At 38.3% G+C, this 22746-nt stretch carries 20 protein-coding genes; 7 read left to right on the forward strand and 13 right to left on the reverse strand.

Annotation, left to right across the window (positions count from 1 at the left end; all coding sequences use genetic code 11):
* The first annotated feature begins 16 nt into the window (after positions 1 to 16).
* Positions 17 to 391 carry a glycine cleavage system protein GcvH gene (gene gcvH, locus FTU36_RS07915; RefSeq protein WP_180117366.1) on the forward strand — a complete coding sequence of 125 codons (375 nt, stop codon included), beginning with the start codon at positions 17 to 19 and terminating at the stop codon, positions 389 to 391.
* Positions 392 to 488: 97 nt separating this feature from the next.
* Here the strand turns inward: gcvH and FTU36_RS07920 are convergent, their stop codons facing one another.
* Both FTU36_RS07920 and FTU36_RS07925 read right to left on the reverse strand, forming a co-directional pair.
* Positions 489 to 1679 carry a PilT/PilU family type 4a pilus ATPase gene (locus FTU36_RS07920; RefSeq protein WP_180117368.1) on the reverse strand — a complete coding sequence of 397 codons (1191 nt, stop codon included), beginning with the start codon at positions 1677 to 1679 and terminating at the stop codon, positions 489 to 491.
* Between the two features lie 270 nt (positions 1680 to 1949).
* Positions 1950 to 3032 carry a 3-deoxy-7-phosphoheptulonate synthase gene (locus tag FTU36_RS07925; protein WP_180117370.1) on the reverse strand — a complete coding sequence of 361 codons (1083 nt, stop codon included), beginning with the start codon at positions 3030 to 3032 and terminating at the stop codon, positions 1950 to 1952.
* A gap of 700 nt (positions 3033 to 3732) precedes the next feature.
* Between FTU36_RS07925 and FTU36_RS07930 the strand changes: the two genes are divergently transcribed.
* The gene (locus FTU36_RS07930; protein ID WP_180117372.1) at positions 3733 to 5316 is read left to right on the forward strand and encodes an ATP-binding cassette domain-containing protein; all 1584 of its coding nucleotides are present in this window, start codon (positions 3733 to 3735) and stop codon (positions 5314 to 5316) included.
* A gap of 491 nt (positions 5317 to 5807) precedes the next feature.
* Here the strand turns inward: FTU36_RS07930 and FTU36_RS07935 are convergent, their stop codons facing one another.
* From FTU36_RS07935 to FTU36_RS07945, 3 genes are all read right to left on the reverse strand, one after another.
* A complete protein-coding gene (locus FTU36_RS07935; RefSeq protein ID WP_180117374.1) occupies positions 5808 to 6977 on the reverse strand; it encodes an acyl-CoA desaturase in 1170 nt (389 codons plus the stop codon).
* A gap of 35 nt (positions 6978 to 7012) precedes the next feature.
* The gene (locus tag FTU36_RS07940) at positions 7013 to 8032 is read right to left on the reverse strand and encodes a flavin reductase family protein (protein WP_180117376.1); all 1020 of its coding nucleotides are present in this window, start codon (positions 8030 to 8032) and stop codon (positions 7013 to 7015) included.
* 258 nt (positions 8033 to 8290) lie between these two features.
* The gene (locus FTU36_RS07945; RefSeq protein WP_180109120.1) at positions 8291 to 9406 is read right to left on the reverse strand and encodes an S-(hydroxymethyl)glutathione dehydrogenase/class III alcohol dehydrogenase; all 1116 of its coding nucleotides are present in this window, start codon (positions 9404 to 9406) and stop codon (positions 8291 to 8293) included.
* Between the two features lie 125 nt (positions 9407 to 9531).
* Here FTU36_RS07945 and FTU36_RS07950 point away from each other — a divergent pair, with 125 nt between their 5' ends.
* Positions 9532 to 11088 carry a phospholipase D family protein gene (locus tag FTU36_RS07950; RefSeq protein WP_180117378.1) on the forward strand — a complete coding sequence of 519 codons (1557 nt, stop codon included), beginning with the start codon at positions 9532 to 9534 and terminating at the stop codon, positions 11086 to 11088.
* A 92-nt stretch (positions 11089 to 11180) separates the two neighbouring features.
* Here FTU36_RS07950 and FTU36_RS07955 read toward each other — a convergent pair whose 3' ends face one another.
* On the reverse strand, positions 11181 to 11849 hold the full coding sequence (locus FTU36_RS07955; RefSeq protein ID WP_180113994.1) for a class I SAM-dependent methyltransferase: 669 nt from the start codon (positions 11847 to 11849) through the stop codon (positions 11181 to 11183).
* 137 nt (positions 11850 to 11986) lie between these two features.
* On the opposite strand from FTU36_RS07955, the gene FTU36_RS07960 reads away from it, so the two are divergent.
* Complete coding sequence (locus FTU36_RS07960; protein ID WP_180117380.1) at positions 11987 to 12424, forward strand: hypothetical protein; 438 nt, start codon at positions 11987 to 11989, stop codon at positions 12422 to 12424.
* A 103-nt stretch (positions 12425 to 12527) separates the two neighbouring features.
* On the opposite strand, the gene FTU36_RS07965 is transcribed toward FTU36_RS07960, so the two are convergent.
* Positions 12528 to 13136, reverse strand: a complete 609-nt coding sequence (locus tag FTU36_RS07965) for a uracil-DNA glycosylase family protein (protein ID WP_180021754.1) — start codon at positions 13134 to 13136, stop codon at positions 12528 to 12530.
* Positions 13137 to 13175: 39 nt separating this feature from the next.
* Positions 13176 to 13892 carry an SGNH/GDSL hydrolase family protein gene (locus tag FTU36_RS07970; RefSeq protein WP_180117382.1) on the reverse strand — a complete coding sequence of 239 codons (717 nt, stop codon included), beginning with the start codon at positions 13890 to 13892 and terminating at the stop codon, positions 13176 to 13178.
* Between the two features lie 228 nt (positions 13893 to 14120).
* Between FTU36_RS07970 and FTU36_RS07975 the strand changes: the two genes are divergently transcribed.
* Positions 14121 to 15488 (forward strand): alpha/beta hydrolase-fold protein, encoded by a 1368-nt coding sequence (locus FTU36_RS07975; protein ID WP_180117384.1) that lies wholly within the window; start codon positions 14121 to 14123, stop codon positions 15486 to 15488.
* Positions 15489 to 15552: 64 nt separating this feature from the next.
* Here FTU36_RS07975 and FTU36_RS07980 read toward each other — a convergent pair whose 3' ends face one another.
* The 5 genes from FTU36_RS07980 to FTU36_RS08000 form a co-directional block, all read right to left on the reverse strand.
* Complete coding sequence (locus FTU36_RS07980; protein ID WP_180117386.1) at positions 15553 to 16599, reverse strand: fatty acid desaturase; 1047 nt, start codon at positions 16597 to 16599, stop codon at positions 15553 to 15555.
* A gap of 294 nt (positions 16600 to 16893) precedes the next feature.
* The gene (locus FTU36_RS07985; protein ID WP_078193819.1) at positions 16894 to 17637 is read right to left on the reverse strand and encodes an SDR family oxidoreductase; all 744 of its coding nucleotides are present in this window, start codon (positions 17635 to 17637) and stop codon (positions 16894 to 16896) included.
* Positions 17638 to 17656: 19 nt separating this feature from the next.
* Entirely contained in the window at positions 17657 to 18355 is a 699-nt protein-coding gene (locus FTU36_RS07990) for a histidine phosphatase family protein (RefSeq protein WP_078193820.1), read from the reverse strand.
* Positions 18352 to 19473, reverse strand: coding sequence for a phosphotransferase family protein (locus FTU36_RS07995; RefSeq protein ID WP_078193821.1), 1122 nt, complete (start codon positions 19471 to 19473; stop codon positions 18352 to 18354). The genes FTU36_RS07990 and FTU36_RS07995 overlap by 4 nt, the downstream gene beginning before the upstream one ends.
* A gap of 110 nt (positions 19474 to 19583) precedes the next feature.
* Positions 19584 to 20825: an acyl-CoA dehydrogenase family protein gene (locus FTU36_RS08000; RefSeq protein WP_180117388.1), complete on the reverse strand. Its 1242-nt coding sequence runs from the start codon at positions 20823 to 20825 to the stop codon at positions 19584 to 19586.
* A gap of 93 nt (positions 20826 to 20918) precedes the next feature.
* On the opposite strand from FTU36_RS08000, the gene FTU36_RS08005 reads away from it, so the two are divergent.
* Together FTU36_RS08005 and FTU36_RS08010 are read left to right on the forward strand one after the other, a co-directional pair.
* Positions 20919 to 21836 (forward strand): LysR family transcriptional regulator, encoded by a 918-nt coding sequence (locus tag FTU36_RS08005; protein ID WP_180117390.1) that lies wholly within the window; start codon positions 20919 to 20921, stop codon positions 21834 to 21836.
* Positions 21837 to 22053: 217 nt separating this feature from the next.
* Positions 22054 to 22608, forward strand: a complete 555-nt coding sequence (locus FTU36_RS08010) for a thermonuclease family protein (RefSeq protein ID WP_180021742.1) — start codon at positions 22054 to 22056, stop codon at positions 22606 to 22608.
* The last annotated feature ends 138 nt before the right edge of the window (positions 22609 to 22746 follow it).

A 22746-nucleotide genomic window follows, 5' to 3' on the forward strand; every position in this document is an offset into this window, starting at 1 on the left:
ATTTAAGGAGTTATCAATGAATCATCCTTCAGATTTAAAGTACGCAAGTACACATGAATGGGTGCGAATTGAAGGTGACCTTGTTGTTACAGGCATTTCTGATCATGCACAAGACGCATTGGGTGATTTAGTTTATGTTGAAGCACCAGATGTGGGTCAACATATCACAGCTGGCGAACAAGCGGGTGTGGTTGAGTCGGTAAAAACTGCTTCTGATATTCATGCTCCAGTTTCTGGTGTGGTTGTTGAAGTCAATCCGGACCTTGAAGATGATCCAGATTTTGTAAACGATGCGCCTTATAGCAAAGGTTGGATTTATAAAATTAAACCAGACAACATGGCTGATATAGATGCTTTATTGACCAGCGAACAATACGAAGCTGGTCTGTAAATATTTATAATATCTAAAAAATCAGCCCTCAGGCTGATTTTTTTATTTCAATAAGATGGCTAAATTGCCTTATATAATATTTGCATGAATATGCAGCTTATATTTCTTCCGAAGCTTCGGTACTTTCAGGTTCTTCTTTCTTTTCTTCAACCATACTAAAAGATTGCGCAGCCGCTGAAGTACCATTTGCACGTGAACTTTTCAGTTTAATTTGCAAACGTAATTCATTAGTTGAATCGGCATTTCTTAAAGCTTCTTCATAAGAAATAGCGCCGTCATTATATAAATCAAATAAAGCTTGGTCGAAAGTTTGCATCCCAAGTTCACGAGATTTTGCCATAATCGCTTTTAGTTCATGAAACTCACCTTTCAAAATCAAATCTGAAATGAGCGGCGTATTTAACATAATTTCAACGGCTGCACGGCGTCCTTTACCATCTTCAGTCCGGATTAAACGCTGCGAAACAATCGCTTTCATATTGCTCGATAAATCCATAAGCAATTGATTTCTTCGCTCTTCTGGGAAGAAGTTAATGATTCGATCTAGGGTTTGATTGGCGTTATTTGAATGTAGCGTACCTAAACATAGATGACCTGTTTCAGCAAAGGCAATCGCATGTTCCATAGTCTCGGTATCACGAATTTCACCGATTAAAATCACATCTGGCGCTTGTCTTAGAGTGTTTTTTAAGGCGTTATGCCACGAATGACTGTCTACACCGACTTCACGATGTGTAATCATGGATTTTTTATGCTTATGCACATATTCCACTGGGTCTTCAACAGTGATGATATGCCCTGCGCTGTTTTCATTTCGATAATCAATCAGCGCCGCTAAAGAGGTTGATTTCCCTGAACCTGTACCACCAACCACTAAAACTAAACCACGTTTTTCCATAATCACGTGCTTAAGCGAAGCCGGTAATTTAAGCTTTTCAAAATTTGGAATTTCTGCCGTAATGGTACGAATGACCATACCCACATGTAACTGTTGCTGAAATACATTGACACGAAAACGCGAAACGTTTGGCACACTAATCGCAAAGTTACATTCTAGTTCTGTTTCAAACTCTTTGCGCTGCTTCTCATTCATCAAACTATAGGCGAAAAGCTTTGTTTTCTCAGCATCAAGCGCTTGCTGCCCAAAGGGTTTCATCATGCCTTGATGTTTAATACTTGGTGGAAAATCTGCCGTAATAAATAAATCAGAACCCCCATATTCAACCACTTTGGTTAACATGTGGAACATAAAACGGCGTGCTTCTTCCAGCAATTCAGCAGTGTACATCAACTTGCCCAATATAAAATTTCAAACACCCAAGCACAGATTGTCATTATTTCAGGCGCTGTATTGGGCTTAGATATTATTGTGCATAAAAAGTGTGATTCACTCAAACATAAAATACTGAATTATCAGTATATATTCTAGGAAATATGCCATTTTTCAATTTTTATATCGCAGTAAACAATAAAGTAAATTTCAAAATAAAAGCCTTAGAACAATCAATGTTCTAAGGCTTTGGGCTAAATCAATTCAGACTGAGTATGCTCTGGATTGTTAAGCACTACGTTTGATTTGTGATGCACGAAGTTCATTCGCAACCTGTTGAATCAAATCAATGGTTTTGTCCCAACCTAAGCATCCATCTGTTACAGATTGACCATAAGTCATGTCACAACTAATTTTTTGATTACCATCCACTAAATGACTTTCCAACATCACACCACGCACTTGGGTATGCTCACGCTCCGCAACAATTGTGCGTAATACTTCAGGTTGCTTCATTGGGTCTTTATGGCTATTGCCATGACTACAATCGATAACTAAAGCCGGTAAATCGCCTTTTACTTTACTGCGAATTTTGTCTATTTCAGCCAAACTATAATTTGGACCTGTATTGGAGCCACGTAAAATCAAATGTGCTTGCGGGTTGCCAACAGATTCTAAAACACACGGTAAGCCAGTTTGACTCATACCTAAAAACTGGTGTGGATGCGAAGCAGATTGAATAGCATCTAGAGCAATTTGGATTGAGCCATCTGTACCGTTTTTGAAACCGATGCTGTATGGCATATGACTCGAGATTTCACGATGAATTTGTGATTCGCTGGTACGCGCACCGATTGCACCCCACGCCAATAGGTCATCAAAATAACCTGTCGCCATTGGGCTTAAAATTTCAGAGGCAATTGGCAAACCCATTTCAATAATTTGTAAGTACAGCTCACGTGATTTTTCTAAGCCCAACTGCATATTAGATGAGCCATCTAAACTTGGGTCATACATATAACCTTTCCAGCCCACTGTAGTACGTGGTTTCTCAATGTATGCGCGCATCACAAGAAAAATTTGATCTGAAACCTGTGCCTGTAATTGTTTTAATTTTTCAGCATATTCCAACGCAGCAATTGGATCATGGATTGAACATGGGCCGCTAATAATCATTAGACGCGGGTCTTGACCCGTCAAAATATTTTGAATCGTTGCACGATGTGCAGCAATTTGCTCTGCAGCATGAACTGATAAAGGTAATTGTTGTTTCAATTGATGTGGCAAGCTCAAAAGTGTTTCTTTTGGCTGTGTAGATTTCTGAATTTCTGAATTTTGAGTTTGTTGTAAAGCTGTATTTAGCGCATTCATTGGTTCTATTCCTTTGGACTGTATACATTAACAGTCCGATCTTTTATCTGAGCGTTATGGGACTTTGGGACTTCAAGGCTTTAGACATAGACTGACTAAAGTAAAACCAATAACCGTTGCTAAAATATGAATTATTTACAGTAAACATGAGATTTCTCCAAAAATATTATAAAAATCAAGACATAAAAAAACCTGATCAGGGTTGCCGATCAGGTATAAACTTGGTGGGCAACCTTTTTCATGCCCGAACGCGTTCAGGCAATTATCTAAACTGCCAGAAGTAATAATATGCGTTTGAGATTAAAGGTTGCTTTAACATCTTGATTTCATCAAAAAGTATCTGTCTGAAAATTAAAATACGCTGTATTCATCGGTTTGACAATAGTTTTTTGCTATTTTGTTGTATTAAATAACGCTGCTGTCAATTATAGCGACCTATTTTAAAAATTTGATGTGTTGATTAATAAATCAACATTTACTAGAATGCACAACATTAGGCTGTCTCAAGCTTTTTTCCATTTATTTTTTAATTCGAGTATTTGCCAATGAAGTAAGCCCTGTTTTTTCATCATCAAATCCATTTTTTTGATGTGCAAACACATGGCTAATGACTTTGACTGCATTTTCTCAAATATTGTCTTTTTTATAAAATAAAATTAGTTATTTGTATTGCGCATCTTTGCTATTGCAAGGTGCATCTATGACTCAAACAGCTTGTACAATTTCCCAATTAAGCTTGGAATTTCCCTCTAAAACACTTTTTAAAAACCTGAAATTTAACCTCAATCAACAGCAGCTTTCGGCATGTATTGGTCGCAATGGTTTAGGAAAGTCCTGCATCCTTAAAATCTTACATGAACAAAATCTGAAAGATCTCCCCTATGAAGGTGAAATTTCATGGAATGTACCACATGCCTATTTATCACAATTTTCTCGGCTAGAAGCTGACACGATTGCTTCTGCACTCGGTGTGGAAGATTTATTTAGCGCATTTCAACGTATCGAAATAGGCAATGCCAGTTTTGAAGACTTTGAGCTGACTGAAAACCAGTGGCACCGTCCTGCATTATGGCAGCAACAACTTAAGCAGGCGTCACTTCCGACAGATTTAAATTTCCCTGTCGCTCAGCTGAGTGAGGGTCAAAAAACCAAATTGGCTTTGTGTGCATTATTTTTAAAAACCGACCATTATTTACTTTTGGATGAACCTAGTAACCATTTAGATGCATCCTCACGCTTATGGCTCATCGATCGTTTAGAAAACCATCCTGCCGGTGCATTTATTGTCAGTCATGATCGAGAGTTGCTGCAACATGTAGATCATATCTATGCTTTAAATGAGTTTGGACTCACACATGTTACTGGCAACAATGAAGACTACGTTCAACAAAATGATCTGCAAAATAAAGCCTTACAACGTAATGCTTTACAGCATAAACGTGAGTTAAAACAGCTCAAATTACAGCAACACGAAACACAAATGAAAGCACAAAAACGAGAACAACAAAGTCATGCACTACGCAAGTCGGGCTCCCAAGCTAAAGTATTACTCGATTTTAAAAAGGAACAAGCAGGTCAAAGCCTAGCGACAGTTCAAACGCAACAGCAGAAGCAATTGGAAGAAAAGATATCTCAACTGATTCAGTCACAGCAACAACTTGAGCATGTCAAAGAGCAGAAATTCGTTTTTCAACATCGCGCTGAAAAAACTGGAGAAATCTTAAGAGTTAAACATTTTCATCGCAAAACATCTCAGCACCTTCCTTTCGATTTGGCCTTACAGGCAGGTGAAAAAATTCATTTAAAAGGAAAAAATGGTATTGGTAAATCTACATTTCTAAAATATCTGAGTCAGATCACATCACAGTCTAGCCATGAATTATTTTTGTCTGTGCATACCCTGTATTTAGACCAAAACTTGAGTGATTTATCACCTGAATTGAGTGTTTTAGACAATCTAGCAAAGTTTAATCCTGAGGTTTCCTCAACGGAATGGCGTAATCAACTCGGTCAACTTAGAATCCGCGGTCAAAAAGCGGAACTACCATTTCACTGTTTAAGTGGTGGTGAACGTTTAAAAGCGACCTTGTTGGGCTTAAATTATTTAACATCGAATATTGAGCTTTTATTGTTAGATGAACCTGAAAACCACTTAGATATAGAGTCTAGAGCGTTATTGGCTCAAGCCATTCAGCATTATACAGGTGCTGTGATCCTCGTTTCACATGATGCATATTTTGTAGAATCTTGTGGCATTCAGAGTAGCGTGCAATTAGTTGAATAACTCTTGCTCACTAGATATATCTAAAAAAGCCAAAGTAGATGAACGCTACTTTGGCGAATTTGCTGCTTTAGAAATCGTTCTTATTTAACTGATATTACGCACGTAAAAGTAATTTCGCATTTTTAAAATGCTTTTTCAGTCTATTCGACGGAGTCTTACATCTAGGGTTTAGATAAAGAGATTAGCCTTCGGCTGGAGGTACTCTTACGAAACGATGTTTCTCATTAGGCAAAATGAGAAGCAAAGCTTCGCAAGGAAACCATCTTGCGGTGCAATGCACCTCACCGACTAAACTCGTTCACTAGCGTCAAATTATTCAAAGTATCGCAAAAACATTTTTGATGAGAAGTAGTCCTGTCTCAAACAGTTGCGGATGACATTACCGTGTATCGTTCTTTTATTTGAATCAAATTACGTTTCTGATGTTAATACGTAGCTTCAGCTTCTAATTTAAGATCTCTTAGGACAATATTGCTAAACAATACTGTGTTTTAACGCCCGATTTTCTTCATGATTTTTTGTTTAACATGCTGTTGAAGTGATGCTGAACGTTCCTTGATTTCGGCTCTCCAGTCATTCGGCACTGAGCATTTCGCGAGGCGAACCCAAACGCTTGCAAATTGTTTGATAAAACTGGCTTCGTTATAGTGAATACCATATTCGTCACAAAGTGCTTTAATTTTAGGTGCGGCTTCTGCATAGCGATTCGCAGGCATATCTGGAAATAAATGGTGTTCAATTTGGTGACTCAAATTACCACTGAGTATATGCAACCATTGTGTTCCACTAAAATTACTTGAGCCACGAATTTGACGGAGATACCATTCTGCTCGAGTTTCATTTTCGGTATTGTCCATCTCAAAGTTTTCCGCATCTTCAGTAAAATGTCCATTAAAGATGACAGCGGAAGCCCATAAGCTACGAATCACGTTGGCTACAGCATTTCCTGCAAATACAGGAATCGCATTGGGACCTGCAATAAGCGGGAAAAATACATAATCTTTAATCACTTGGCGCTTAATTTTCTGACGTACATCGGCCGCTTCATGCCATACATCTTTCCAAGTTTTGGTTTTATACGCAATAACATCTTCTAAATGTAAACGTTGAATGCCGACATACCACTCAAAGAAAACCATGAGTTGGGCAGCCAGTGGAATATTGAAAAGAAAACGTGGCTCCCACTTTTGCGATTCACTTACACGGATTAAGCCATAGCCGACATCATGGTCCATACCGACAATATTGGTATAGGTATGATGCACATAGTTATGGGTATATTTCCAGTCTTGACCTGTGGCAATGGTATCCCAATCATAATTAGCACCATTTAAACTCGGGTCATTTAACCAATCAAACTGACCATGCATCACATTATGACCGAGTTCCATGTTCTCTACGATTTTAGAAATACCCAATAAACCGGTACCCAGTAACCACACCGGTGGAATCCAGCCTGCAAACATCAACATGCCACGAGATGCGATCTCGCTATAACGGACAAAATTGCGAATTTTATAAATATACGCTGCATCTTTTTCACCTACACTCTGCATGATTTCACGGCGAATTTGCTCAACTTTTTCGCCAAATTCAGCAGTTTGTTCTGGAGATAAATAACGTGACTTACTATTCGGACGAATATATATCGATTGATTCATGATGATGCCCTTGATTTGTTTTTATGCGGCTTGGGTTAGAGTTGAATACGTACAGGTGAAATGGCCTGAGAGACACATAATTTGATTTGTGTGTTATTCGCATGATCGATTTCGCCAGTGAGTAAGTTTTTCACCGAACCCTGTAATTTGGTACACGAACAAGTATTACAAATACCCATCCGACAGCCATGCGCAGGTTTTAAACCGGCTTTTTCAGCACTTTCCAGTAAATTACCTTCTGCTAAAAAATCTTGCTGGGCTAAACTAAAAGTGACAGGTTGAGCAGGTACTGAATCATCAGCAATCATTTGAAAATATTCAGTATTTAAATACTCTGAAAGCTTGAACTCACGATACAGTTGCTCAATGCTTTGCATCATTGGCGCTGCACCACAGGCATAGCAATCTCGCTGCTTAAAATCAGGGACCATGTGATTTAGCACCTCTGGTGTGATATGCAATTTGGTTTTCAGCGTATTAATCCCATGTAAATGTGCATGGTTAGATTGCTTCGCCAGTTGAATCAATTCATCCAAATACGCATCATCTCGATTGAAATAAATCAGGTCAACCTTACGCCCAATCTGTATTGCTTGTTTAAACAAAGCCATAATTGAGGTAATGCCACTACCAGAAGCAAGCAGCAAAATTGGTCGATCCGAATTTAGCTTTAAGCCAAACTCACCTTGCGGTTGAGATAATTCAACAACCTCACCTTTTTTTAAATGAGTTAAGCAGTTGGACACTTTGCCTTGTTGTTTGACTGCGATGACTACATGACCAGATGTATTGATTTCGACGATGCTATAGCTACGTTGATGACGTACACCATCCTTTACAACTGTCACCAGAACACATTGGCCTGGTCGATAGTTTGCTACTTTAAAGTTGTGATTCGCTAAAAAACTCAGTTCATAAAACCCGATTCCCACACAACGTGATTTAACCAATTGTGCTTTTACACGTTTGTAGGACCAAATTGCATCAAATTTTTCTGCAATAAAATCAATAAAATCTTCCCGAATCCACTCAGGCTTGTAACTTGTAGTTGTCATTTTTTGCCTCGGATAATGCATTAATATACATTTGTTTTTAAATTATGCTTACCTTATGTTTAGTGCTAATTTCCCACCATGTGAATTCGGGACAAAATCTATCATTTGGCATTTTTTATCATTTTATGTCTAACAATCTGTCACTTTTTGCAAATCCTAATTTGAAGTTTTGATTTGTTATAACGACACAAAAAAAAACTAGGCCAAAGCCTAGTTTTAAAACAGTGAAAATTAACGCATTAATATTTACATCAATGCTTAATCTTCAAAATGTACAACAGAGCGAATTGATTTACCTTCATGCATTAAATCAAAAGCTTCATTGATTTTATCTAGCCCCATGGTGTGGGTCACGAATGGTTCAAGTTTGATCTCACCTGACATGGCCTCTTCTACCATACCCGGTAATTGTGAACGACCTTTAACACCACCAAAAGCAGTGCCTTTCCAACTACGACCTGTAACCAATTGGAATGGACGGGTTGAAATTTCTTGACCTGCACCTGCCACACCAATAATCACAGATTGACCCCAACCACGGTGAGCACATTCCAAAGCAGAGCGCATCACATTGGTATTGCCAATACATTCAAATGAATGGTCGACGCCCCAACCCGTCATTTCTACAATCACTTCTTGAACTGGACGATCATAATCTTTTGGATTAACAAAATCTGTAGCGCCAAATTCTTCAGCCAGTTTGAATTTGTCAGGATTGGTATCTACCGCAATGATACGACCTGCTTTGGCTTTTTTAGCACCTTGTACCACAGCCAAACCAATACCACCTAAACCAAAGACTGCAACTGAATCACCTTCCTGAACTTTAGCGGTATTTTTAACTGCACCTAAACCTGTTGTTACGCCGCACCCCAACAAACACACATGCTCATGGTTCGCTTCAGGGTTAATTTTTGCCAAAGACACTTCTGCAACCACAGTATATTCAGAGAATGTTGAACAGCCCATATAGTGATAAATCGGCTGACCATTATAAGAAAAACGTGTTGTGCCATCAGGCATTAAACCTTTCCCTTGTGTTGCTCGTACAGATACACAAAGATTCGTTTTACCCGATTTACAGAATAAACATTCACCACATTCTGCGGTATAAAGCGGAATAACATGATCACCTGGTTGCACTGAAGTCACACCTTCACCGACTTCAACCACAACACCTGCACCTTCATGCCCTAAAATTGCTGGAAATACGCCTTCAGGATCATCACCTGACAATGTAAATGCATCTGTATGACACACACCTGTATGGCTAATTTTGACTAAAACCTCACCTGCTTTAGGTGGTGCCACATCAATTTCAACAATTTCTAAAGGCTGACCCGGTCCAAAAGCAACGGCTGCACGTGATTTCATGTCTAAAAACATCCTGTATGGCTTATATTAACAGATGAGTTACAGTAACCTCTTTTTAAGCCTAGATACAACCTTAAAACATGATGTTATGATGAATTTTTCAAGGAATGATTAATGCTATTCGAATGATACAATTACGTGAAATAAGTTGTACTGTCGGTTTAACTGTTTCGATCAGCCTATTAACTGGATGCAGCTTACCTAGTAATCAGTCAAAAAAAGATGTCCCTATACAATCACATGCAGAAAAATGGATTACGTCTGCTACGGATTTAGAAAAATTAGAACAAAAACAAACGGCTTATTTAGCATTAGATGATGCCTTCTTAAGCATTGCTTCTCGCCTACATTTGATTCGAAATGCAAAATACACCATCGATTTGCAATATTACATTTGGGAAAATGATGCTATTGGGCATCTGATGTTTCAAGAATTACTGCATGCCGCTGACCGGGGGGTAAAGGTAAGGCTATTAATTGATGATCAAAACGGGACGAAACTCGATCCGACCTTACAATCCCTTTCAGCTCATCCCAACATTTCAATCAAACTGTTTAATCCCTATAAATTCAGAAAATTACGTGTCATTGATTATGCATTTCGCTTAAAGCATATTAACCATCGTATGCATAATAAATTAATTGTTGCCGATGGTTTTATGGGCGTAACTGGCGGTCGTAACATCAGTAATGAATATTTTGATGCCAGTGAAAGTTTTCAATTTACAGATTTGGACATCCTTTTCTATGGCGAAGCCATTCAACAAGCCAATCAGGTGTTTTTGAACTTTTGGAATGATGATTTAAGTTATTCTGTCCAGCAATGGATTGGTGCAGGTACAAAAGAAGAATTAAATCAATTAAGACAAACATACCAAGAAAACTCTACAACGTTGACTAAAGATCAGCAGCGCATTAACTATGCACAACAACAACTGGCGGCTCAGCTTAAACTTAGACCGGTGAACTGGGCTGAAGCTCATTTTATTGCAGATAGTCCGAATAAAATACGTGGTGAAGCCAAAGAACAAGAATTGATTTATAACCAATTTTCTACTTTGATGGGACAGCCCAAAGAACGCATGGAATTGGTTTCAGCTTATTTTGTTCCTACGCAACAAGGTACTGACTTTCTGACGGGTCTTGCAGGTAAAAATGTAGAAGTCCGTGTGTTAACCAATTCATTTTTAGCCAATGACGTCGCTGTCGTTTATGCGTTTTATCAGAAATATCGCAAAGACTTACTCGAAAATGGCGTGAAATTATATGAATTTAAACCCTATATAGAACGCTCTAAACGCACATGGTATGAAGTCATGACTGGAAATATCATCCCTGCGAAAGGCAAAAATGCCTCTAGTTTGCATGCAAAATTTTTCGATATTGACGGTATGGTGTTTATTGGATCGTTTAACTTTGATCCACGTTCCGCAAATTTAAATTCGGAAGTTGGTCTAGTCGTTAAATCTGATCGATTACAAAACGATATTTCTGCCGCATTAAACCAATACTTACCGCAAATTGCATATGAGCTAAAACTGGATAAAAACGGCGAAATCATTTGGTTAGAGCATCAAAAAAATGGAAAAATCAAAACCTATATTCATGAACCAGAAACAACTCGATTCCAAAGATTTAGCATAAAAGCAGTGTCATACCTCCCGATTGAATGGATGATGTAATGACAATGCACTGCTAAATGATTAAATTTTCCTCATCGAGGCTATTTATTGAAATAATCTGAAAAGTTCGATCAAGTCGAAGATGTTCTTGGTCAGTCTCGTTTATATGAGTGCTGGCTTTTGAAAATAACCAAACCATTGATTTCGCCAAGACATTCCACTTGGCCATAATTGGCTGCTTTAAGCGCTGCTAAATGTTCCTCAACTGACTTATACAACTCATGATTTTGCTGAGCATGTGCTGCATATAAATGATCACATACAAAATACACGCCTTGTGTATTTAACAACGTTTTTACAGTCCGATGAAACTCTGCTGCATACGCCTTATGTCTCAATTCATGTAAGGCCTGATGAATAATAATCACATCAAAGGTACTTTTTTCATTGAAGTGAAGAGATTTTTCCCAATCCGATTGTTTGAAATCCCCTGTTATAAAATTGCATTTTAAGCGTTGCGCTACACTTAGTTTTCCTTTTGCCAAGTCATGCATAGCTTCGGAAAAATCAAATGCTGTGTAGTGAATATTTGGACAATGATTAATTAAAAATTCAGCCAAATAACCTGGACCTGAACCCAGTTCAAGTACACGGGCATTCGGGTTGAAAGCCCAAATAGAGTCAACATACATTTGAAAGATGTCATAACGCCACGGTCGTTTAAGATTCACTTCAGCGGCCCATTGTTTAGCTTCGATTGTATCTTTTAAGTCTATAGGGCTGGGCACATCGGTTATGTGTTTATTATTTTCACAATTCATTTTCTTAGACTTAATTTAGATAGATTGAATGCTATTTATACATAAAATATCTCAATAAAAGCAAAGGTTTTACTCACACTTGATGATGCTTTAACATCCACCTCTTATTTTGTTTTATCTCCTCCTAAAGTTTTCTAATGCAATTTTTTGATTTAAGCCGCCAATTTAATTTAAGTGATATTTTAACGCCTTTTACGACACTTCCTGAACTTGGACATCAAGAATGGTTTTTGTCGAAAGTTCGGGTTGAGCATGACTGCTTATCTGACAATGACATGATTGAAGGCCAAGCTGTGCTTAAATCTAATCACAATATCCAAATTGAGTTGGAATGGTTAATTCAAGATACAGGTCATGAATTACAGCTTTTATTTAAAGGCATTGAAACTGCTCCTAGCGAAGAAACTTTGGTGATCGTGAAAGGCGCGCAAATTGTAGATGATGCAAACAAAAAAGTTTCATCTCAGACACTGAGTTTATGGATCGATGGCACTTTACTACCTATGCTGCCTCATATTCGCAAAGAAATTAAAGCGCGTTTGAACCTTTGGGATTATGTTGAATATGATGGCTAAGGAGTTGATGTTTATCCATAAGATGCCACCTTTTAATCATTGAATGTTTGCCTGTTTAAATAAGAAATTTTATTCAAGGCATTTCATAAATCCGAAAACTTACTTAAAGGAAGCCTATATCTTTAAATAAGCTTTGGTAGGCTTCGGCTTTTTTTTCCAGTGCCAGTGGATAAGCCCTAGATGATGATGGCATGCGGTATAAAGTCAAATCTCTGCCTGCAAATTCGGTACGAACAGCATGCCCAATGTGTGGTTTTTCAGTATTTTCTGGCATCGAGAGCATCAAAGTATCAGTCGCCTTGTCTCCCGTCGTCATAATACTGTGGCAATTCGGCATTTTTTGAAGCAGCTTCGCAATATCGGTTGGCTGATGGAGCTGTAAAAACTTGTCTGATGCATTGCCTTTCAAACGAATCACTTGATAGGCCGTATCAAAAATGCCTATGCCTTTTTGATTTAAAAAATCTCGAATGCGCTGTTCTTTAAAAGTCTTGCTATCTAGATTGAGAAAATGATTTTTATCCTGAAAAAAACATAGGCCAAAGATTTTCCACATGTCATTTTGGAAATTTGGATAATAAAAATCCATCTTCCAGCGTGTTTTAGGTGGCGGAAAACTCCCTAGCATCAATAGTTTCCCATTTGATGGCAAAAATGGTGCTAAAGGATGCGTTTCGATTTGCGGATTCGCGTCGGAAATGTCTTTGCTCATATAAATTTAACTTCGCCCAGTGGTTGAATCATAAAATGTCTATGAAAATTGTTCAGTGATTTGTTTAGCTATTTTTTTAGCCCATAACTGATAAATTTCTTTACTCGGGTGAAAGCCATCTTTGGCCATTTGTAAGTTTTTCTCACGACATTCTTGTAAATCGTATTCAATTAACCGCATATTCGCTTGAGTGTTAACATAATTTTTTAACAGCGCATTCATCTTTTGTGAATATTGTCCAAACAACCATGACAATGGAAACGGTAAAGCTGGAAACGCATCCATTGGTGGCACACCTGAAATGATCAATAGCTGTGGATGAAACTTTTCCTCGACAGCTTGATATAAACGCTGCTGGAGCTTCAACCATTGGTCTGGCTGTTTTAAAGCTGTGACATCATTGACACCAACAGAGCTGATCACGACATTAAAGTTCTGCGTAGTGACATTGTCCAAAGCATTGATGATTTGCTGGCTGTTATGTCCCGTTGTGGCTTCAAGGCAATAGTGAACTTGATAATCAGGCGATAAAATTTTAAGTAATTGTCCCAATAACGCATCCGACTGATGCTCGACGCCGACACCTGCTGCTGCTGAATCACCTAGTATTAATAGCGATAATGGCCGATTACCCTGACCAATCATTCCACAGCGCTCTCCCACCGGTTCTGCTAAACGTGGGGTATTTTTTTTCACACGGTAACCTTGGATCAGTAATGCAGGTAACAGCAGCAGTGTTGATACTTTGAGTAGCATAATATTTGGGTAATGAATTAAAGCTTGTCGACTGCATTATTTTAATTATTTTAAAAAACAAAGCATTGACTCTATTGTTATTTTTCTACATTTTCTTTTTTTAAAAGCACCATTCTGCGGCATATTGCTAGTTTTTTATATTAATAATGATTATCATTTATCTGATTTCATTCTACCTATTTTATTATTTCAATGAAAAAACTTTCCCTACTTTTTTTGGCTTGTTCTATGAGCTTTGCTATTTCTTCTGCTTTTGCCCAAACTCAAAATTCACCCGCTTTAACCGATACAACAGAAAAAAAACATTTCCCCTATGCTGCTGCATGTGAAGATGTCAAGGCGCAAAGCCAAATATTATTAAACCTACAACATCAGTTAAATCAAAATCCAAAACAACATGCTCAAATTCTTGAAGATTTTTGGAAGCGTGTAGAGCTTATGGGTACACCAATCATTGAAAACTATGATGAAAAACATGACCGTATAATTTTTTTATGGAAAGGTGCGCAGCATAATGTACGCCTTATTGGTGGCCCGAGTAATGACCATAAATGGTTAACACGCCTACCAAATACCGATATTTGGTTTAAAGAATCGATTATTGATCATCGTTACATTGGCAGTTATAGCTTTGCTGTCGATTTACCGAACTTTGAAGGTTATCTGTCAAATTATTGTCCGCATCTGAATCCTAAACTTAAAGAATCAAGAACGCAGCGTCGTGCTGTGATACAAGTACAACGCATTGATCCTTTCAACAAAAACACTTATCTCGCAAGTGATGACACATCAGGCTTGCGTAATGAAAATTTTGTGGCCCTTAAAGATGCCCCGCCTTTTATTGATCCAAAACAATATCTAAATGTTAAACAGCCCAAATTACAAGAGTTTGCTCTAGATAGCAAAATTTTGAATAACTCACGTAAAATCCAAATTTACCAATCTAAAGCCAAGAAAAACCAGAGCTATATCACCGCTATATTTTTTGATGGTCAGCAATATAATGAATTACTGAATGTTCCAAAGGCATTAGACATTTTAGTTGAACTAGGTCAATTGCCATCAATTCAAGCCATATTTGTTTCTCCACCGAACGATCAGGAACGACCTAAAGAATTAACACCAAATGCAAAATTTTCAGCATTTTTTAGTGATGAACTGATGCCTTGGATTCAAAAAAATGCACCTGCAAAAGTCGATTCGAAGAAAACGGTACTACTTGGGTCAAGTCTTGGCGGTTTAAGTTCAGCTTATTTAGCCTTAGAAAATCCAAATCAAATTAGTCATGTCGTACCGTTATCTGGATCATTTTGGTGGCAAAATGCGCCGACAGACCTCCCTAATGGCATGAGTAAAATCATTCGGGATAAAAACTCACAACCTAAACAGCATTGGTTTATTACTGCCAATAGTTATGAGAGTTCACGCAATAATAATAATGAACTGAGTATTTTAGAGACTTCGCCTATTGTTGCAGCCGACTTAAAAAGCAAAGGTCATGATGTACATTACCAATCGTATATCGGCGGACATTCCTACGCGGTAGGGCAAATTGCCTTACAAGATGCACTCAAACATTTTTTTGCGCAAAAGTAGTTTATAAACGTTTAGATCATAAAAAAGCCCTCAATTGAGGGCTTTTTTTGAAGATGGTACTGATTTAATTCCAGCGGTTTATGCGTTTAAAGGTTCCAAAATCATTGAAACGTACACCAACCTCACGCATGACTTGGTGTGCAGTTTTTGCAGTAAGGTGACGAATATAAAACGGCTCTTTTACCACAAAATGGTGAATGGCATGGGTAGAACCGAAGTTAAAGCAAAACAATTGCATTGGGAACAACCACCAAGGATTTAACACCTGAGTTTGTTTAATGACATCACGTGGGTCAATATCACCATAATAATGCATATTTGAGCTGATAAATTGTAAGCAGAAAGAGCGTATAAAGTTCGGAATAATCCAAACGACGGCTAGAAAATTAATCGTTGGAATTAATTTCACTAAATTGACTGACCAACTAATACTTTGTCCTAACATTGGAGCAATACCATTCACCACATGATAAATGACAAATACATACCAAATGCCGTAATAAACAAAACTTAAAGGAAAAAAACCAGTCAGTTGAGAGAACAATGCAGTTTTACGTTCTTTTTCAGGTTGTTTTTCAATGAATTTCCCAATCATTTTGAACATTTGAAATGGGCGCAAATACACCGTCATCAATTGATCGCTCATGACCAATAGACGACGTAATCCCCAAGGCATGCCATTACTAATGCCCCGTTCTTCCAAATCGTATTCTGAACCTGAATACTTGTGATGATTGAGGTGCAAACGACGACGTGCCCAAGGACTAATGGTATTGGGACGTGCTAACCACACCAAGGCCAACATGAGATGGTGAGCCCACGGCGTCTTTTTAAAATACATATAATGAATCAGGTCATGTTCTAATTCATGTGTCAGTGACGCAAACATCGCCACCAAAATCACACAAGCCCATGCCGGTAAAATGCCAACAGCAAACGCCCAAGCTGAAACCAACATTCCCAGTAGCGCAAAAATAAGGATGGAAGTGCCTATAAAGTTTTGATGTTTTAAAATGGGATACTGCTGACGTAAGTCTTCACCAGCTTTCGTTACGACAGTTCTGACTTTGTTAATTCGCTGTTGATCTGTCATATCGGAAGACATAGACATAGTACAAACCTAAAAATTAAAGAACAGTTGTACATTAAAGCAAATTAAAAAAAAGGAAATCGCTATTTTGAGAACAAATCACCGTCTGTTCAAATATTCAACATTTTATTTATTTTCAATATCTTATTTATAAATAATCTGAGTAATTACTCCAATTTTTCTTTGCAAAATCGGCTGCTTTTAATGTCTTTTGATCACAGGTTTTATGTATTCCTTTTTAACCTACAGAGGAAGGTGAAGATCATTTGAGAATAAAAAAGCCCCAAAATTGGAGCTTTATTATTGAATAAAGGTTTAACCCAATTTATTCACAATTTTCAACGGCAATACTTTCATTGCAAGACCTAAAGGCAACCAGGGCCATTGTGGTACATAAGCTTTAACCGGTGCTTTCTCAATGGCTTTTGCTAAAAGATGTGAACCAGTTTTTTCATCGACTTCAAATGGCAGTTTTTTCGCACCTTCATTGATCTCTGTACGAATATAACCAGGGAAAATAGTCGTCACTTTAATTGGGGTATCAATCAGTTCTGCACGAATACCTTCAGCTAGAGCAGCAACACCTGCTTTACTCGCACCATAAGCCGTTAAATGTTTAGGCATGCCGCGCATAGCACTCATCGAAGAAATCACCACCAAATGCCCTGCATTTTGGCTACGGAAAATTTCAACCGCAGCTTCACATTGCGCTAATGCAGAGATAAAGTTAGTTTCAACTGTGGCACGGTTAATTTCAAAATTGCCTTTACCAATACGACGACCTTCACCGACACCTGCGTTGACAATAACACGATCAATACTGCCAAAATCTGCTTTAAAGGCACGGAATACTTCAAACACTTGATCGTAATTTGTGACATCGAGGGTTTTCGCAATCACTTTGATGCCATATTGGCTTTCCAGTTCATTTTTTAGCGTTTCTAGACGCTCTAAACGACGTGCGCAAATGGCCAAGTTGTAGCCTTTTTGTGCAAACTCGCGTGCCATTCCTGCACCAATCCCTGAGCTTGCACCTGTAATTAAAATTGTTTTAGCCATGATAATTCCTTTGTTTATCTTAGATCCAAGTTAATAAATTTGGATCAACTGCTTTTATAAAATGATGTTCATTTAAACTGAGTAATTGCGGTTCATTTCCGACTAAACGCAGTGTTGTCATACTGGTATTGGCAATGGCCCAATTGAGTGCAAATGTTTTTTCTGGACTCAGCCCTAAAATTTTACCTACGGCAACGGAGATCACTCCACCTGAACTAAACACAACAGCATAGCGTGGTTTGGTTTCAGCCAGTTGAGTGCATAACTTTTCTAGCGCTGTTTCGACTCGACTTTTAAAATGTGGCCAAGATTCATCATATTCATGATGAAATTCTCCACCTGTCCAACGCTCAATGGCGCCTTCAAAAATTTTCGATAAATAAGCACGTGGGTTTTCATGCTTAGATACATCTTCTTTTAATAAATGCGGTTGGTTAAATCGAGGTTCATATTGAGCAAAAACTTGCTGATGATTAAATTCATTCCACGCGTTATCTGTATCAACTTGTGCTTCTGGAAAGCATTCAGCCAATGCAAGATTGGCTGTTTGTTGATGACGTTGCATTGAGCCCGCAACCACATAAGGACTTTCTTTTAAAATACGGTCGAAATACTGTCCCAGCACCTTAGCCTGTAGCTCACCGTTGGGAGAAAGCTTGTCATAGCTTTCCGCACCAAAAGAAGCCTGACCGTGCCGAATTAAATATATCGTGGTCATTTCCCTAAAATATCCTTCATTTTTTCAATATATTTTTGTGCCACGTCATTGGCTTCAAGTTTTTGCAAACCAATAAGTTTTAATGCACGAATATGTAAAGCATGGATCACAATCCAAAAATCTTTGAATGCAGGATTATTGGTTTGTTTGTGGTAAAAGCGATAATAAATTTGCTGTGCAATTACCGCTAAACGGAAAATACCGAACACTTCATAAAAGGTCCAATTGTCCGTTTGAAGACCAGTTTTTTCTAAGTAATATTCAACGACTTCTTTACGGCTAAACATGCCTTTCAAGTTGGTCGGCTGACGGCGTGTGGCTTTAAAAATTGCGTTATCGCCACTTTCAACCCAATACGCCAAAGCTGAGCCTAAGTCCATCAATGGATCACCAAGCGTTGCCATTTCCCAATCCAATACGCCAATCACTTGGGTAGGATCATTTGGATCTAATATCACGTTATCAAAACGCCAATCGTTATGAATTACACAGGTTTTAGAGTCAGCAGGAATATTGTCTTTGAGCCAATTACGGACATATTTAAAAGAAGGAACATTTAAGGTTTTGGCTTTTTCATAGCGTGCGTCCCAACCTTCCACCTGACGACGACAGTATCCGTCGCCCTTGCCTATTTTTTCTAAAGCGGTGCCTTCATAAGGCACTTGATGCAGTTCAATTAACTTATCGATGACGTTGGTACACAACGCTCGAACTTGAGTTTCATCAAAATTAATTTCTTTGGGTAAGTTTGCACGTGGAATGATGCCTTCTACGCGCTTCATTACGTAGAAATCACAGCCAATCACTGATTCGTCCTGACATAGCGCCACCATCTCAGGGAGTACAGGATAAAATTCAGATAATGCCTTCTGAACGTTATACTCACGTGCCATATCATGTGCAGACTTGGCTTTGGTGCCTTTCGGTGGACGACGTAAAATTAAATCAGCATTGTCGTATTTTAAGCGATAAGTCCAATTTGATGCGCCACCTGAATATTGAGTGACTTCAACAGGCCCTTCTATTTCAACGCCATGTTCAATCAACCAATTGCCTACGGCACGTACATCCAGTTCTTCACCCTCACGAACTGAACCGCCTACATCAATCACTGACATGCTTTTCTTCCTAAACTTGAATCTATCATGATGATAAAAATATAATTTTCTATAGTTTTATAGCATGGACAACTCGGGGTTGCCATGCCAAATATGTGACTACAACTTGTTTATTTTTTACGACGGCTGCTGTAACCGCGCTTAGCCAATTCTAATTTAGCAATCATGCCTTTATGTACTTCATCAGGGCCATCAGCTAGACGCAGTGAACGTGCTTGGGCAAAGAAACCTGTGAGCGGTGTATCTCGAGAAACCCCAGCACCACCGTGAATTTGAATCGCCATATCAACGACTTTTTCTAAGACACTTGGCGCAACCACTTTAATTGCCGAAATCTCGGTTAATGCAGCCATATTCCCTAGAGTATCCATTTTATATGCTGCATAAAGGGTCAGTAAACGTGCCTGATCAATCGCAACACGTGCTTCTGCTACGCGTTCTAAATTGCCACCGAGTTTTAAAATTTCTTTACCAAAAGCAGTACGGCTCATACCGCGGTCAATCATCAGTTCTAGCGATTTTTCAGCAGCACCAATACAACGCATACAATGATGAATACGGCCTGGGCCTAAACGACCTTGTGCAATTTCAAAACCTTGACCTGCTCCGCCAATAAAGTTTGCAACAGGAACACGCACATTTGTGAAGCTAATTTCACCATGTCCATGTGGTGCATCATAATCACCAAAGACCGGAAGCATACGTTCTATTTTGACTCCATCCGTATCTACTGGAACTAAAACCATAGAATGCTGATGGTGACGGTCTTTGCTTTCATCTGGTGTATGTGCCATAAAAATAATAATTTTGGCATTTGGATCACCTAAACCTGAAGACCACCACTTACGGCCATTCAATACAATTTCGTCGCCTTCAACGACAGCCGTAGCTTCCATATTGGTGGCATCACTTGAAGCAACAGCAGGTTCTGTCATACAAAATACCGAACGGATTTTGCCGTCTAGTAATGGTGTTAACCATTGCTGCTTTTGTTCTTCTGTACCATAGCGCCAAATCACTTCCATATTGCCGCTGTCTGGTGCATTGCAATTGAATACCGTAGGTGCAAGTAAACTACGGCCTGAAAGTTCTGCGATGTGTGCATATTCTTGTACAGATAAGCCTTGCCCAAGTTCAGGACAAGGTAAGAACATATTCCATAAGCCTGCAGCTTTGGCTTTATCTTTTAAGACCTCTAACTGTGCCGGCCATTGCCATTTGGTCCAATCACCACCTTGGTTCAGCTCATGAACTTCTGCCCAAAACTCAGTTTCTACTGGCTCAATTTCATCTTTAATAAATTTTTTTGTTCTTTCAATATAATCTTGTGCACGTGCTGAAAGTTCAAACATGACAACATCCTTTAAATATTATGTTCTTTACGCTTTACAACACCATAACCTGAAATCTAATATGAACAAAATGATTTAATTCAATAGATGAACATGAATAGTATTCATAAAAACACCGTCATCGATATGGGTGTGTTTCACCGTATGGATATCAATTTATATCCACTTTATATCGCAATTTATGAACAAAAAAGCATTTCAAAAGCTGCAAAAATTTTGTGTATTACTCAGTCTGCAGCGAGTCATGCACTTCAACGGTTAAGACAACATTTACAAGATGACTTATTTGTACGTGCTGGAGCAAAAATGCTTCCGACGCCATTTGCCGAGCAGATTTATCCTGTAATTAAAAATGCGCTTATTGCGATTCAAAGTATTTCTATCCAAAAACAACAATTTACTCCTTCAATGGTACAGAGCTTGAAAATTGCGGTACATGATGAAATTGAACCGATCATTTTTCCCAAGTTAGTTGAACACTTTCAACAGCAACAGTTTCAGATCCAATTTTCCAGTATCAAATTAGATCGCAAAACCATTGTGGCTGATCTTGCTGCACAGCAAATCGATTTTGCGATTGACCTTGAGCAAAACTTTGGTGAAAAGATCAATTTTCAAACCTTGGTTGAAGACCAATTCGTGATTTGTAGTCAACACCCTAAGATGGATCAGTCTATTTATCTTTCTGCTCCTCACATTGGGGTTTCTTCCCGACGTGCAGGTGTATTAGTCGAGGATATTTATTTAAATCGTAAAAAACACTCTAGAGAGATTTTTTTACGCTGTCAGCATTACTCTACTGCGCTACAAGTTTTGGCACAGCAACCTAAGGCAATATTGACGATTCCGCAAAATATTTTGACGCATTTACATGTTGCTCCCGAACTGAATATTTTTGATGTACCTGTAGACTTGCCGAAAATTAAACTAGGGATGTATTGGCATAATGATTTGGAATTAAATTCGCGGCATGTTTTTTTGCGAAGCCAAATTTCTAAAATTTTTGCTTAGGCTATTTTATGATGATATATCAGCTTGCTTAGGCTATTCACATGGATTTAGATTTAATTCTGCGTGATGAAACTTGCTGTATATTTATAGATCAAATGCTGATTATTTAATGTATTTTTAACTGACCGCCGGTTTATTCGACAGCCATAAATCATGAGTTCTTATAAAATCTAAACTCCTGTTTTTATGCGATATGACTTCGTTCATATCATTATGTATGCTTTCAAATCTCTCCACAAATTGGCTCATGGCTTTAGGTGCAGTATTGTGCCTGATCACAGTCTATGTTTTCTATAAAGTCACCATTTTCTTAAAGGATTTTTTTCAACCCTTTAAGAAAGGAAAATCTTACCTCTGCCGTGTATCCGATATTAGTGATGGCGATACCCTCACCTGCTATCGGATGAATCTGAGACGTTCTAAAACCAAACTTCGCTTTGCTTATGTGGATGCGCCAGAATCGACACAAGCCTACGGTAAAGAGTCAGCCCGCCTGATCAAATCCATGGTTTATAAGAAATTTGTCCGTGTAAAAATCACTGATGTAGACCGTTATGGCCGCTGCGTTGGGGTTATTTATCGCTATCGTAAATGCATGAATGAAGAAATGGTAAAACGTGGTGCTGCGTGGGTGTACGAAGAATACATCCGTGACCAAAAGCATTTGCACTATATGATGAATTTACAAAGTAAAGCACGTAAACAAAAGAAAGGTTTGTGGAAAGCCAGTCGTCCAATGCGCCCTAAAGAGTATCGTAAATTACATAAATAACAGACCACATTACAGCATGGCTAAGGAATATTTAATGACTTAGCCATGTCTAATATTTGACCTTTTTTTACTTCGCTATACAATATTGCTGCCCTTTTGGGCATAGAAAATAAATTAGATAATTAAAATTGGAATAAT

The organism is Acinetobacter sp. YH12096 (assembly GCF_013419215.1).
Taxonomy (GTDB): Bacteria; Pseudomonadota; Gammaproteobacteria; order Pseudomonadales; family Moraxellaceae; genus Acinetobacter; species Acinetobacter amyesii.